The 13,054-nt window shown below is 62.1% G+C and carries 11 protein-coding genes; 9 read left to right on the plus strand and 2 right to left on the minus strand.

Features of this window, described 5'->3' with window-relative positions; genetic code table 11:
- The first annotated feature begins 6 nt into the window (after positions 1-6).
- From EH165_RS10555 to EH165_RS10570, 4 genes are all read left to right on the plus strand, one after another.
- Positions 7-1,047 (plus strand): glycosyltransferase, encoded by a 1,041-nt coding sequence (locus EH165_RS10555; RefSeq protein WP_124799415.1) that lies wholly within the window; start codon positions 7-9, stop codon positions 1,045-1,047.
- The gene (locus EH165_RS10560; protein WP_124799416.1) at positions 1,022-1,975 is read left to right on the plus strand and encodes an NAD-dependent epimerase/dehydratase family protein; all 954 of its coding nucleotides are present in this window, start codon (positions 1,022-1,024) and stop codon (positions 1,973-1,975) included. The genes EH165_RS10555 and EH165_RS10560 overlap by 26 nt, the downstream gene beginning before the upstream one ends.
- Before the next feature lie 63 nt (positions 1,976-2,038).
- Complete coding sequence (locus tag EH165_RS10565; RefSeq protein ID WP_124799417.1) at positions 2,039-2,524, plus strand: metallopeptidase family protein; 486 nt, start codon at positions 2,039-2,041, stop codon at positions 2,522-2,524.
- Positions 2,525-2,685: 161 nt separating this feature from the next.
- A complete protein-coding gene (locus tag EH165_RS10570; protein WP_124799418.1) occupies positions 2,686-5,265 on the plus strand; it encodes a hypothetical protein in 2,580 nt (859 codons plus the stop codon).
- A 99-nt stretch (positions 5,266-5,364) separates the two neighbouring features.
- Here the strand turns inward: EH165_RS10570 and EH165_RS10575 are convergent, their stop codons facing one another.
- Positions 5,365-5,709 carry a WhiB family transcriptional regulator gene (locus EH165_RS10575; protein ID WP_422392110.1) on the minus strand — a complete coding sequence of 115 codons (345 nt, stop codon included), beginning with the start codon at positions 5,707-5,709 and terminating at the stop codon, positions 5,365-5,367.
- Positions 5,710-6,059: 350 nt separating this feature from the next.
- On the opposite strand from EH165_RS10575, the gene EH165_RS10580 reads away from it, so the two are divergent.
- From EH165_RS10580 to EH165_RS10600, 5 genes are all read left to right on the plus strand, one after another.
- Positions 6,060-6,842 carry a site-2 protease family protein gene (locus tag EH165_RS10580; protein ID WP_239020537.1) on the plus strand — a complete coding sequence of 261 codons (783 nt, stop codon included), beginning with the start codon at positions 6,060-6,062 and terminating at the stop codon, positions 6,840-6,842.
- A gap of 78 nt (positions 6,843-6,920) precedes the next feature.
- Entirely contained in the window at positions 6,921-7,937 is a 1,017-nt protein-coding gene (cofD, locus tag EH165_RS10585; protein ID WP_124799419.1) for a 2-phospho-L-lactate transferase, read from the plus strand.
- Positions 7,930-9,297 (plus strand): coenzyme F420-0:L-glutamate ligase, encoded by a 1,368-nt coding sequence (locus EH165_RS10590; protein WP_124799420.1) that lies wholly within the window; start codon positions 7,930-7,932, stop codon positions 9,295-9,297. The genes cofD and EH165_RS10590 overlap by 8 nt, the downstream gene beginning before the upstream one ends.
- Positions 9,297-9,845 carry an NUDIX hydrolase gene (locus EH165_RS10595; protein WP_124799421.1) on the plus strand — a complete coding sequence of 183 codons (549 nt, stop codon included), beginning with the start codon at positions 9,297-9,299 and terminating at the stop codon, positions 9,843-9,845. The genes EH165_RS10590 and EH165_RS10595 overlap by 1 nt, the downstream gene beginning before the upstream one ends.
- A 95-nt stretch (positions 9,846-9,940) precedes the next feature.
- Positions 9,941-11,854: a glycoside hydrolase domain-containing protein gene (locus tag EH165_RS10600; RefSeq protein ID WP_124799422.1), complete on the plus strand. Its 1,914-nt coding sequence runs from the start codon at positions 9,941-9,943 to the stop codon at positions 11,852-11,854.
- A 104-nt stretch (positions 11,855-11,958) separates the two neighbouring features.
- Here EH165_RS10600 and manB read toward each other — a convergent pair whose 3' ends face one another.
- Positions 11,959-13,020, minus strand: a complete 1,062-nt coding sequence (manB, locus tag EH165_RS10605) for a mannose-1-phosphate guanylyltransferase (RefSeq protein ID WP_239020538.1) — start codon at positions 13,018-13,020, stop codon at positions 11,959-11,961.
- Between the last annotated feature and the right edge of the window lie 34 nt (positions 13,021-13,054).

Genomic DNA, 13,054 nt, shown 5'->3' on the forward strand with positions numbered 1-13,054 from the left:
CCGAACGTGGACGACACCAGCGGGTCAGGCAATGCCGGGCAACACACTCTCTCCGTCGTCATACCCGTCTATCAGGGCGAACGAACCCTGAACGCTCTCCTCGAAGAAGTTGCGGTGTACGCGCAGCCGGTCATCACCCCCGGTGGCCACAGAATGCGAATCACCGAGGTGCTCCTCGTACACGACAACGGACCGGACGGGTCCGCAGCGGTGATGAGGAACCTTGCAGAGCAATACGACTTCGTCCGCCCGGTATGGCTGAGCCGTAATTTCGGCCAGCACCCGGCAACTCTCGCAGGGATGGCGTCCGCCGGCGGCGATTGGATTGTCACCCTCGACGAAGACGGTCAGCACAATCCGGCCGACATCGTCCGCATGCTGGATGTGGCCCTGGATCAGCGGGCTGCCGTCGTGTACGCGAAACCGACAAACGAGCCACCGCACGGGTTTGCGCGCAACCTTGCATCACGCACGGCTAAACGAGCGCTTGCAGGCTCTGCTGGGGCAAACGGTGCCTCAGCCGTTGAATTTCAAAGCTTTCGCCTCATGCTGGGTGAAATTGGACGCAGCGTAGCGGCCTATGCCGGATCGGGTGTGTACCTGGATGTGGCCATGGGCTGGGTCGCCGGAAGGGTGGCGACGTGCGAGGTCGAACTTCGCGCAGAGGGCGACCGACCGTCCGGATACTCGATGCGCTCGCTGGGTTCACATTTCTGGCGCATGGTCCTCTCCAGCGGAACCAAGGGCCTACGGCTCGTGAGTATTTTAGGAGCCGTCTTTGCCGTCGTCGGCTTCGTCCTGGCTCTATTCGTGGTGATTTCGCGGCTGTCCGGCTCACATTTCGTGGTCCAGGGGTGGGCGTCCTTGATGGTCGCGCTGCTGCTCGTCGGTGGCGCGATTTTGTTCTCACTGGGCATTATTGCCGAGTACATCGGTGTGGCCGTAAATATGGCGATGGGCAAACCGCTCTACCTGATCGTGAGCGATCCCCAGGACGGGCCGTTGGGGCGAGTGGATCCGCATGAAAGCCACGTACTCAGTGATTGATTGGGTGATCGGGGCCGGTGGCCTTCTCGGCGGCGCGCTCGTCAAAGAACTGCGTGCTCGATCCCTCGGAACCGTACTCACCAGCAGCATCCCCTGGGAGAACCCCCGCCACGCTCATGCAGCTCTGACTGCGGGCATCACCACCATGCTGATCGCTGCGGCAGACGGACCGTGGCGGGTGTCCTGGTGCGCTGGCGCCGGTGTTACCGGCACCGCCGCGGGCGCCCTCCACGCCGAAGTCGCCACCTTCAGCCGATTCCTCGACACACTGCACACACAGGCCCGCCTGCCCTGGCTGGGAAAGGTATTCCTCGCCTCGTCGGCAGGCGGTGTGTACTCGGGTGCAGGCGTGGCACCCTTCACCGAAACCGACCTCGGCGACCCAGTTTCGCCGTACGGAGTCGCCAAGTTGGCCTGCGAAAAACTCGCTACAAATTTCGCACTGGTCTCCGGCGTCCCTGTCGTCATCGGCCGGATCGCTAATCTCTACGGGCCCGGCCAGGATCTCGCCAAGCCGCAGGGCCTAATCTCTCACCTGTGCCGCGCCCATGTGACGGGCCAGCCCATCTCCGTCTACGTCAGCCTCGATACATTGCGCGACTACCTTTTCGTCGATGACTGCGCCGCACTGATCGCTGATAGCCTCGACCGTCTCGATGACGCCGCCCCCGGCAGCGCCACCATCAAGATTTTGGCGAGCGGCCACGGCGTCACCATCGGGGCCCTACTCGGGGAATGCCGCCGAATTTTCAAACGAGCACCCAGAGTGGTGCTGGGCACCTCGGAGAGCGCGAAATTCCAAGTCAAGGATCTTCGGCTGCGCTCGGTGGTGTGGCCCGATCTTGACAGGCGCACTCTCACGCCACTGCCGGTGGGTATTGGAGCGACGGTCGCGGATATGTTGCTGCGTCGCCAGCACGGCTCGTAGCTCGTGGCGCGTGGCTCGTGGAGCGTTGACGTACCTCTACCGCGATCCCTTAACCTAGAACTGATGACAACATCCGGAACACAGAGCGGTGGACCACGCGCGGTGCAGGGAGATCGAGTCCGACGTGATCGCCGTGGACGCGGTCTGCGGACCCCACTGCTCCCCGCCGACCTCCCAGCGGCGCGCTCGCGAGCCGAGCAGTTTGACCAAGTCGTATTAAGCGCGGTGTCCGCCCTCGAAAGCCGTTGGCCGACCGAGTTGTCAACACTCGAATTCGCCGTTGACGAAGTCCCCATCGTTTCCAGCGAGGCTATTGCGCCTGCCACCGATGTGATCTTGGACGGGAGTGTGCCGCTGGCTCGCTTCTTTGCACCCGGCGTTGACAAGCGAGGAAAGCCCACCAAAGCGCGTGTGGTTTTGTACAGGCGGCCGCTGGAGGTACGCGCGGGCGACCCCTCTGACCTCGGTGATCTTGTCGAAGAGGTGCTCGCGGAGCAGGTCGCGGCCATTCTTGGTGAGCCAGAGTCCGAACCAGAGGACGAGGCCTAGCCCCCACTGCCCTTCTCAGGCGATTCGGCCCGTCGTCACACCCGCTGCCGATACCCTTAGCCCCAGCAGGGGATGCGCGGCCCGCGGCCTCCGGCCGAGAAGGCTTCGGATCAGAGCTTCGAGGCGTCCCTGCAGCCGCGACAACTATCGACTTTAGGAGCATGGTGGTCCCTCGGGAAGAAGCATCGGCAATCCCGGCCTCGGACCCACCGGCATGGGAACTGTTCGCTAGCGACGGCGCTTCCGTTTCGAATCCCGTCGCTGTTTCGAATCCCGTCGCTGTTTCGAATCCCGTCGCTGTGGACCCCGACGTTTCTTCTGCCAATGCTTCGGATCCACGTGATTTCACTGCCTCGGTTTTTGCTCCCGAGGTTTTCGATCCCTCAGTTTTCGAGCGTGTGGTTTCCGAGGACGCGGAACGTGAGCGCGATGAGCCGCTAGCGCCACACGAGCCCTATCGCCCCTGGGTGCTCCAGTGGTGGGAGCGCTCAGCATTCCCGATGTACTTGGTGAGTGTGTTGGTGACCTGCTTCGCCACAGTCCGAGCCACCAAACTCTGGCTCGCCGACCTCACTATCCCGTTCCAATACGCGAATGACGCAGTCGCGGTTCAGGCGCATTTCAAGACCGTCCTCGAAACCGGCTGGTATGAGTTTCAGCCCTTCTTAGGGGCGCCAGTGGGCCAGAATTACCATGACTTTCCGCAAGCTGACAATTTCGCCATGATCTTCGCCCACGTCATGGGCTGGTTCACCGACCAAGTTGGTGTCGCCGTAAACGCGTACTACCTGATCGGGTTTCCGCTGGCGGCCATCACGGCCGTGTGGTTTTTCCGGGTGTGCGGTTTATCCAAAATCTTCTCCGTGGCGCTTTCAGTACTGTTCGCGATTGCTCCCTTTCACTGGGAGAAGTTCGAAAACCACTTGTTTTTGGCGGCTTACTTTCCCGTGCCACTTGCGCTCGGACTCATCGTCATGGCGATCCGTGGTGAGTCACTGTGGGGCGTTCGCCGGTTTGCCTCGCCCTGGCGCGGTCACCGGATCGTGGGCTTTTTCACCGGGCGAGGTGCCGCGACCGTCTCGATTTTCGCGCTGATGGGTACCGCGTCGTCGTACTTCTCGATCTTCACGCTGATCCTGTTGGCAACTGCCGGCCTCGCCGCGTTGGCTCGCACCAGGGCGTGGCGACGATTCGTGGGAGCAGCCCTGGCTGGCGGAGTTCTGGTGGTGTCGGTCCTTGCGAATATGTTCCCCGATATTCTCTACTCCTGGATTCACGGAAACAACGTCGGAGCATTGCTGCGGGATGATTCCGAATCCGAGCGCTACGCGCTGAAGATGGCGTCATTGATACTGCCCGCCCCCGAACATCAACTGCCCTTCTTTGCCAACCTGCGAGCGACCTACGACACCGCGTACCCGTTCCCTGGCGAGCGACCCGCGTTGGGGTTGATCGCGGCGTTGGGGTTCCTCGGACTTCTGGCATTAATCTTCTACCGCTTGGCCGGCACTCGCCGTCGATCGCGCGCCACCGACCTAACGAGGGACGCCCTCACGATGCGTACGACGCTGAGATATCTGGCGTTGCTCACGCTCATGGCTTTCCTCTTCTCCACGGTCGGCGGCTTCGCGACGCTGGTCTCGTTTTTCACCGACGTGCTGCGGTCATGGAATCGGATTTCGATTTTCATCATGGCAATGTCCCTGGCCGCTGTGGGAATCGTCGCGCTCATGTGGGTGGGTCGGCTATCTCTGCGCCACAACCTCAGCCTCGCCCAATCGCGCATGGTCGCTGGGGCACTCGCCGCCACCATCCTCGTCGTGGGAATCTGGGACCAATCCACGGGCAAAGCGGTGCCGGCGTACGCATCCGTACAGGCACAGTGGCAAACCGACCAAGCGTGGATTGACCGGATGGAAGCGGCACTCCCCGATGGGGCAGCAATCTTCCAGCTGCCCTATCAAGCCTTCCCAGAGTCGGAGAATATCAACGGCATCGGCTACACCGATCAGCTCAAACCGTTCCTGCATTCCACAACGCTCCGCTGGTCGGCGGGTGGACTGCGCGGGCGTTCCGAGGTTGACTGGGCCTCGTTGGTGCCGGAGGAAACTGTTCCGCACATGGTTGCCGACTTGGCGGTCTCGAACTTCGAAGGGGTGATGGTCGATCGTCGCCGATATTCCGATGGTGGCAAGGGGATCGAAGCTTCGCTGACCGAGATAGTTGGCGCCCCAGCACTTGTCAGCCTGGATGGCCGCTACTCGTATTTTTCGTTGGACTCTGAGATGGCCCGACTCACCGCGTCATACGACGCTTCTCGACTGCAAGCGGCCCGGGACGCGGTGCTCCGCCCCGTGTTTGTCTACGCGCAACGCGATATGGATTTTGGCACCAACGCTTCTCGTCAACTCCTGTGGACCACCAAAAAGTCGACGGCCGCCCTCACCCTGGACAATGCCCGCGATGTTGCGGTCGCCGTCCAAGTCAATATGGTTATTACCTCTCCGAGCCAAGCTTCCCAGGTGCAGCTCACCCTGAACGGGCAAAGCTGGGTGGTGAATCTGTCTGCGTGGGCTTCGAGTTCTGTAACGATCGATATGGTGGCGCCCCCGGGGCGAAGCGATATCGAGGTGAAACCTGGACCCGACGCAGGGGACTCGACCGACGCGCGCTTCGCCTTTGCCCAAGTAAAGGTGGTCGACCCTGGCCGCGAGAACCTCGCTCAGGTCCGCATTCCCTAATCCCCAGGCAGCTAGTCCCGAGCCTGGGCGCATCGTCGCCGCAGATTCGACCTCTGCTTCCGCGACAAGCGCCTGCTCACTCTGAGAGTTCGACGCTACTTAGCTGGCGAGACGCTTCAATCGACGGCGTTCGCGCTCTGAGAGCCCGCCCCAGATACCGAAACGCTCATCGTTAGCCAACGCGTAGCTCAGGCACTCGGCCCGAACGTCGCAACCGGTGCAGATTTTTTTGGCGTCCCGGGTGGATCCCCCTTTTTCCGGGAAGAACGCCTCGGGATCGGTTTGAGCGCACAGTGCTTGGCCGTGCCAGTCCGGTTCGTCGCTGCCCGCTTCCCCTGTCACCGGGAAACCGGTTACAGGCAAACCCGTCACCGGGAATGCGAAAACCGAGCCCGACAGAGCACTGCCGGTGAGCGGCATCCCCAGCTCCGTGTGGTTCGACACAGGCACAATCCTTCCCTTGGGCCAACCCCGGCCCTGGTGCGCTGCAAAGGCGCGGAGCTGATCGGGCGCTGACGCTACTGACCGAGCGAGTTCATCCCCGTGGCGGACCGACGGGGATCTTGAATCACATCCATGTGATTACACAGGTGTGTCGGGGTGTACGTCAAGCCTCAACTACTGCTATAGGTCATTCAGGGTGGCTCATCCTTCTTCGTTTTCAGCGCTGATTGCGGGCCGTCATCGCTGATAAACGCTTCTTTTACCGGCCAGGATCCGGTTCAGCAACTCGGTGCGGCTGCAATGAAATGAAGCCGTCAGCAGCCGCCCCAGGTTGCAGGGACAATGGACTGGTGACCTACAACCTTGCCGGCAAAGGCTCGCACCCTCGCCCCGTGTGGGGTCGCGCTGCCGCAGGCCGATTGATATTTCCGGGCCTAGTGATCCTGACTGCGGGAGCCGCCCTCGCAGCAGGACAATCCGTATCTCCCATCGGACTCTGGGTGTTCGTCCTCGTCCTGGGAGGGTGGGTGATCAGCCTGTGTCTGCACGAGTTCGGCCACGCATTTCTTGCGCATTCCGGCGGCGATACGTCAGTGCGAGCCCGCGGCTACCTCACGCTGAATCCGCTCAAGTACACCAACACTGCGATGACCTTCGTGATCCCTGTCGTCATCCTCGCCATCGGGGGAATCCCGCTACCCGGCGGTGCAGTCCTCATCGAAAGCCACCGGTTGCGCTCGAAAGCTTGGCAATCCACCGTGTCGTTGGTGGGCCCATGCGTCAACCTGATTCTGGGGGTCCTGCTGACCATCGCTGCACACGGGGTGAACAATCCGCTCGGGTACGGACTGTCATTTTTGGCGCTCCTGCAGTTCGTCACCGCGATCCTGAATCTGCTGCCCGTACCAGGCCTTGACGGCTTCGGCGTCATTTCGCCGTATCTTTCGGAGAAGACACGTGCGGCCCTGCGGCCCATCACCCCGTGGGCGCCGCTGCTGCTGATCGTGATTCTGTTCTCGGTCCCGCAAGCAGCCAGCGTGCTTTTTGATGCCGCCGGGTGGCTCTACCATCTCTGCGGAGGTGAGCAGTGGGCGGCCGCCTACGGTCAGAATTTATTCCGCTTCTGGCGCTAACGCCCAGCATGTGCTGTGGCCTGCGGAAATCTTCCTGACGCACTCTGCCAACGAGATGGCATGGCAGGATTGGGAACCGTGAATATTACGGTTTTGGCAGGCGGCGTCGGCGGCGCTAAATTTCTCCTCGGAGTCAAAAAGTACTTGGGGCTGGAGCCCTTCGGCCCTTCGCCGGACGGCCATCCACACCAGATCACCGCGGTGGTCAACACCGCGGACGATATCCGCTTACACGGCGTGCACATAGCGGCGGACTTGGACTCGTGCATGTACACCCTGGGCGGCGGCGCCGATCTGGAGCGCGGCTGGGGCCGAAACGACGAAACATGGACCACCTCAGCGGAACTGGCCGAATACGGCGGCGAAGCCCCGTGGTTCAATCTGGGCGATAAGGACTTTGCCACCCACTTGATGCGCACCCGGATGCTCGACGCCGGGTATCCCCTCTCTGCGGTCACGCAGGCCCTGTGCGAGCGCTGGAAGCCCGGGGTAACGCTGCTACCGATGACAGATGAGCGGGTTGAAACGCACGTCGTCGTCGACCTTCCCGGCAGCACCGAATTGGTGGCACTGCATTTCCAAGAATGGTGGATTCGCTACCACGCAGAGCTGCCCGCCATGTCCATCACCCCCATCGGCGCCGAGCAATCGCGACCCGGTCCCGGCGTTCTCGAGGCCATTCTCACGGCAGACCTGGTGTTAATCGCCCCATCAAATCCCGTGGTGTCGATAGGAACGATTCTGGCCGTGCCTGGTATCCGCGAGGCCCTCGCCAGCACGCCGGCGAAGATCATCGGGGTCTCCCCCATCATCGGCGGCGCGCCTGTGCGGGGGCACGCCGATGCGTGCCTGGCTGCGATCGGCGTCGAGACTTCGGCGGAGGGGGTTGGACGCCATTACGGCGCACGTTCGGCCGGCGGGTTGCTTGACGGCTGGCTCATCGCTGAAGGAGATACTGCCGAGATCCAGGGCCTAGCAATAGGTCCCATCCCACTCCTCATGACGGATCCACTCGCCACCGCGGCAATGGTGGAGGCGGCGGTGGCAATGGCCGGGATTCTGATGTTGGCGGGCGCTGATTCCGACGATGACTGACTTCGACTTCGCCGCAACTGCCCGCAAGTTGCCGGCGCCGGCTCCTGCCGGTTTGCAGATCCTGCCCGTGACCGGCCTTCCCGACTTCCGCCCCCACGACGATTTGGCTGCCGCGATTCTCGGCGCCGCGCCGTGGCTGCTCGATGATGATGTTTTGGTCGTGACGTCCAAGGTGGTGTCCAAGGTGGAGGGCCGGCTGGTTTCAGCGCCCAGCGACCCGGCAGAGCGAGATGCCCTTCGCCGCAGGCTCATTGATGACGAGACCGTCCGGCTTGTTGCCAGCATCAATCAGACTCGCATCGTAGAGAACAAGCTCGGCCTGATCGCTGCCGCAGCGGGTATTGATGCCTCCAATGTGCATAGTGACGAGATCGCTCTGCTACCGGAGGATCCCGACCTCAGCGCTACAACGTTGGTGCAGTATTTTGCCGATCGCGGGCTGCGGGTGGGCGTGGTGATCACCGACACCCAAGGCCGGGCATGGCGCAACGGTGTGCTGGACGTGGCGATCGGTGCTGCCGGTGTTCAGGTGCTTCAGGACCACCGCGGCGGGGTCGACGAGTTCGGTAACGAGCTCGTGGTGACCCAAGTGGCCACCGGTGACGAGATGGCATCGGCCGCCGATCTCGTCAAAGGCAAGCTCTCCGCCGTACCGGTTGCGGTTATCCGTGGCCTCCGCACCGTCGCCGCAGGCGCGGCGAACTCGGCAGCGCGCAGTTTGATCCGCCCGTATGACGAGGACCTCTTCCGGTTGGGCACCGACCTCGCCATCGCGCAAGGCCACCGGGAAGCCGTACTCCGCCGGCGAACCGTTCGCGAATTTAGCAAAGACCCGGTACCCGTCGACGTTCTGGCGAGGGCCTGTGGAATCGCGTTGACGGCGCCCGCACCCCACCACACCAGACCCGTCCGCTTCGTCCGCGTCGCAGTAGCGCGAGAAGCGTTGCTACTAGACATGAAACAGGCGTGGGAGGCTGACCTGATCGCCGACGGATGGAGCCGGGAGCGGGTAGCGGCCCGCGTCGCTCGCGGCCAGATCCTTGTCAACGCACCGGAAATCATCGTGCCGTTTATCACCGGCGAGGGTCGCCACACCTACCCGGATGCGCGGCGCTCGGCGGCCGAAGACCGCATGTTCACCGTTGCCGGCGGCGCTGCGGTCCAGGCGCTGCTAGTGGCGCTCGCTTCCGAGGGCTTGGGCTCTGCCTGGGTTTCGTCGACGATGTTCGTGCCAGCGGTGGTGACCGAGGCTCTTGACGTTCCGGCGGAGTGGACCCCGCTAGGCGCCATCGCCGTGGGCTACCCCGTGACGCCACTCGCAGTGCGCGCTGGCGTCCCTGACGCGTTGATCGAGCGCTGATGAGCTTCGCTTCGTTGCATCAGGATGCTGTTGTGGTTGTGGGGTCCTGGCAACCTCCGTCACCTGCCCAGGCAGCGCTCCGCGAAGCGTTCCTCGGCTTCCTCGCCGCCCGCGACGACGCGATGTCCCGGCTCTGCGCACCCGGGCACCTCACCGCGAGCGCCATCGTGCTCTCTGCGGACGAGCGCTCGACATTGCTCACGCTGCACCCCCGTGTCGGCCGCTGGCTGCAACTGGGTGGGCACTGTGAGGACGATGACACGACCCTAGTAGGCGCCGCGCTACGGGAGGCAACGGAGGAATCAGGGATCAAGGGCTTGGTGATCGACCCCGTGCCGATCCATCTCGACGTCCATCCGATCACCTGCAAACTCGGAATTCCCACCCGACATTTCGACGTGCGGTTCCGAGTTGTCGCACCCGCCGGCGCCGTGGCCGTGCGATCTGCAGAATCGGTGGATCTGCGGTTCTGGCCAGTGGATGCGATACCCGAGGATTCTGATGATGGGGTAACGGACGCGTTGGCGGCGGCGCTTCGGCACTTTTAGGTTCCAGCTAGCAGCAGGCTCGGAGGTATGGTCTCCCTGAGGGTTTCCAATTCGTCGTGGCCCACGGGGCTTGCGGTTAACACTGTGGGGATTACATGAATTCAGCTCGTCGTCTACTCGGTCTAGCACTTGCCGCAGCCCTCACCGGGTTCATCATCCCCGGCACCGCGAACGCATCAATGCCGCCGGAGAACCCCGTCCAGCCACTGTCTGTCAGTGCGCCGGCGGAGCCCGGAGACCCGGTCGTAAATCCCGTGTCCGTGGCTACAGCTATAGTGCCCGGCGCTCAGGGTTTCGACAGCGCGAATGTTGATTCTGCATCCCAACTCACTTGCTTAAAAAACTCCGGCATCACCTTCGATGCGATGAACGTCCTTGACCCCGACTTCATCGCCGAATACCGGGACGCAGCCACGGCTGGGATGAACGTCATCTTGTTCCAGGGCTACTACCCACCGCACTGGTCGATTTTCACGAAGGCCACAGAGCGAGCCAACCGCATGGTCGCCGGCGCCCAGTCGGTCGGATACCCGGTGGGCGCCCAGCTTTTTCTGGATCTGGAAGACAATCAGTCCGACGGTACGAGGAGCATCACCCGCGACGAGATGGTCGCGTGGGTGCAGGAGTGGGCGCGGGTCGTCACAGCTGCAGGTTACGTGCCCGGAATGTATGTCGGCCTTCCACAAGTTTTGACCGCGTCAGATCTTGGCACCAGAATCCCCGGCATCAAGGTCTTCTGGCGTTCGGCCTCCACTTATGCACCCCAAGCCCCTCAGGGGTTTGTGGTCCAACAACCTCAAATCGACATCACGAAGTGCGGAATCACTATTGACACGAACGTTGCGGGGATCGACAACAACGGGAACATGTTGGTAGGGGCGGGCTTCCCCGCCGGGCAACCAGTCGGCGCCGGATTGTTCCACGTGACGACCCCCACGCGACTCCTCGACACCCGCGACACCGCCAAGGTCACACCATTCGGAACCGTCAGCATCAAAGTCACCGGAGTTGCCGGCGTACCCACCAACGTCAAGGCAGTCGTTCTCAACATCACCGCCCTCAACGCCAACGGCACCGGATTCGTCACCGCCCACGCAAGCCTCGCATCAAGACCACTAGCCTCCAACCTCAACTTCAGCCCCGGCAGCATCACCCCCAACCTCGCCACCGTCCCCGTCGGAACCGACGGCAAAATCTCCCTCTACAACGGCTCAGAAGTACCACTAGACCTCATCGCCGACATCCAAGGCTACTACCTTGATGGAACTCCCACCCTGCCAGGAGCCTTCGGCACCACGACCCCCACGCGACTCCTCGACACCCGCGACACCGCCAAGGTCACACCATTCGGAACCGTCAGCATCAAAGTCACCGGAGTTGCCGGCGTACCCACCAACGTCAAGGCAGTCGTTCTCAACATCACCGCCCTCAACGCCAACGGCACCGGATTCGTCACCGCCCACGCAAGCCTCGCATCAAGACCACTAGCCTCCAACCTCAACTTCAGCCCCGGCAGCATCACCCCCAACCTCGCCACCGTCCCCGTCGGAACCGACGGCAAAATCTCCCTCTACAACGGCTCAGAAGTACCACTAGACCTCATCGCCGACATCCAAGGCTACTACCTTGATGGAACTCCCACCCTGCCAGGAGCCTTCGGCACCACGACCCCCACGCGACTCCTCGACACCCGCGACACCGCCAAGGTCACACCATTCGGAACCGTCAGCATCAAAGTCACCGGAGTTGCCGGCGTACCCACCAACGTCAAGGCAGTCGTTCTCAACATCACCGCCCTCAACGCCAACGGCACCGGATTCGTCACCGCCCACGCAAGCCTCGCATCAAGACCACTAGCCTCCAACCTCAACTTCAGCCCCGGCAGCATCACCCCCAACCTCGCCACCGTCCCCGTCGGAACCGACGGCAAAATCTCCCTCTACAACGGCTCAGAAGTACCACTAGACCTCATCGCCGACATCCAAGGCTACTACCTTGATGGTCAATGACGGGTTTGGCGTTGTGGGTGCTAAAGCAAGAACGACACAGTCGTCGCTTTTTAAGGCGCCAACAGTCTCTCGGCTAAGTTGGTGAACCAGATCAGAAGCTCGTCCTATGCTGAAAACCGAATGCCAGATGCGGGTATCTCGACGCCAGGCCACACTCGTATCCCCGCCCGAAGCTCGCAGCCCGCGCCAATCAACGCCCGGTCACCGATCACCGCGTCGCAAACATGAGCCCCCGCACCGATGGTCGCGCCAGCGCCCACTATGGAACGTACTACTCGAGCGCCAGTATCGATCTGCGCGCCCTCAAACACCACTGACTCTTCAACAACAGCTTCGTCGCCCACGGTGACGTCGCGGCCAAGGGTCGTTCCGCCAAATACCAGCGCAGTTTTGGCTACATGCGCCCCGGGTAAAATGAGGCTGTCCCCTACGGGACCCGGCAGCGCGGCGGTGGGGGCAAATCCACGCACCAGATCGGCCGAGCCTTTCACAAAGGCTGCAGGTGTCCCGAGGTCTAACCAGTAGGACTCTTCGACGTAGCCGAACACTGGCGCGCCGGCCTTGAGAAGATTAGGGAAGGTCTCCCGCTCAACTGATACCACTCGATCTGGGGGGATCGCCAGCAGCACTTCGCGTTTAAAAACGTAGCAGCCCGCATTAATCTGGTTTGTGGGTGGGTCTTCAGTCTTCTCGAGGAATTCCAGGACCTCCCCCTTCGCCCCGGTGGCGACACAGCCAAAGGCTCGAGGATCCGCTACCTTCACCAGGTGAAGGGTGACATCCGCGTTGTTCGCCACGTGCGTTGCGTAAAGAGCACAGAGGTCGACCCCGGATACCACGTCACCGTTGAACACCATTACGGTGTCGTAGCGCAACTTGTCGGCGACGTTGCGGATGCCGCCGCCAGTACCGAGCGCTTCGGTCTCGACCACGTACTCGATGTCCAAACCGAGTCGGCTTCCATCGCCGAAATAATCGCTAAAGACCGACGCCTTATACGAGGTCCCAAGCACCACATGCACGATTCCTGCTTCGCGGATTCGCGAGAGCATATGCTCGAGAAAAGGTACTCCGGCAGTGGGAAGCATTGGCTTGGGCGCGAAAAGCGTGAGCGGCCGGAGCCTAGTCCCCTGTCCACCTACCAAAATGACGGCGTCAACCTTCACCGCAAATCTCCTGATGAGAGGTCGTCCTGTGTGC

It is taken from the genome of Nakamurella antarctica (genome assembly GCF_003860405.1).
In the GTDB taxonomy this organism is placed as follows: domain Bacteria; phylum Actinomycetota; class Actinomycetes; order Mycobacteriales; family Nakamurellaceae; genus Nakamurella; species Nakamurella antarctica.

What these genes read in the sequence shown, in the direction of transcription:
- EH165_RS10565 (WP_124799417.1), top strand. Translation starts at nt 2,039, where the DNA reads ATGACAACATCCGGAACACAGAGCGGTGGACCACGCGCGGTGCAGGGA.
- EH165_RS10600 (WP_124799422.1), top strand. Translation starts at nt 9,941, where the DNA reads ATGAATTCAGCTCGTCGTCTACTCGGTCTAGCACTTGCCGCAGCCCTC.
- EH165_RS10570 (WP_124799418.1), top strand. Translation starts at nt 2,686, where the DNA reads ATGGTGGTCCCTCGGGAAGAAGCATCGGCAATCCCGGCCTCGGACCCA.
- EH165_RS10560 (WP_124799416.1), top strand. Translation starts at nt 1,022, where the DNA reads ATGAAAGCCACGTACTCAGTGATTGATTGGGTGATCGGGGCCGGTGGC.
- EH165_RS10590 (WP_124799420.1), top strand. Translation starts at nt 7,930, where the DNA reads ATGACTGACTTCGACTTCGCCGCAACTGCCCGCAAGTTGCCGGCGCCG.
- EH165_RS10595 (WP_124799421.1), top strand. Translation starts at nt 9,297, where the DNA reads ATGAGCTTCGCTTCGTTGCATCAGGATGCTGTTGTGGTTGTGGGGTCC.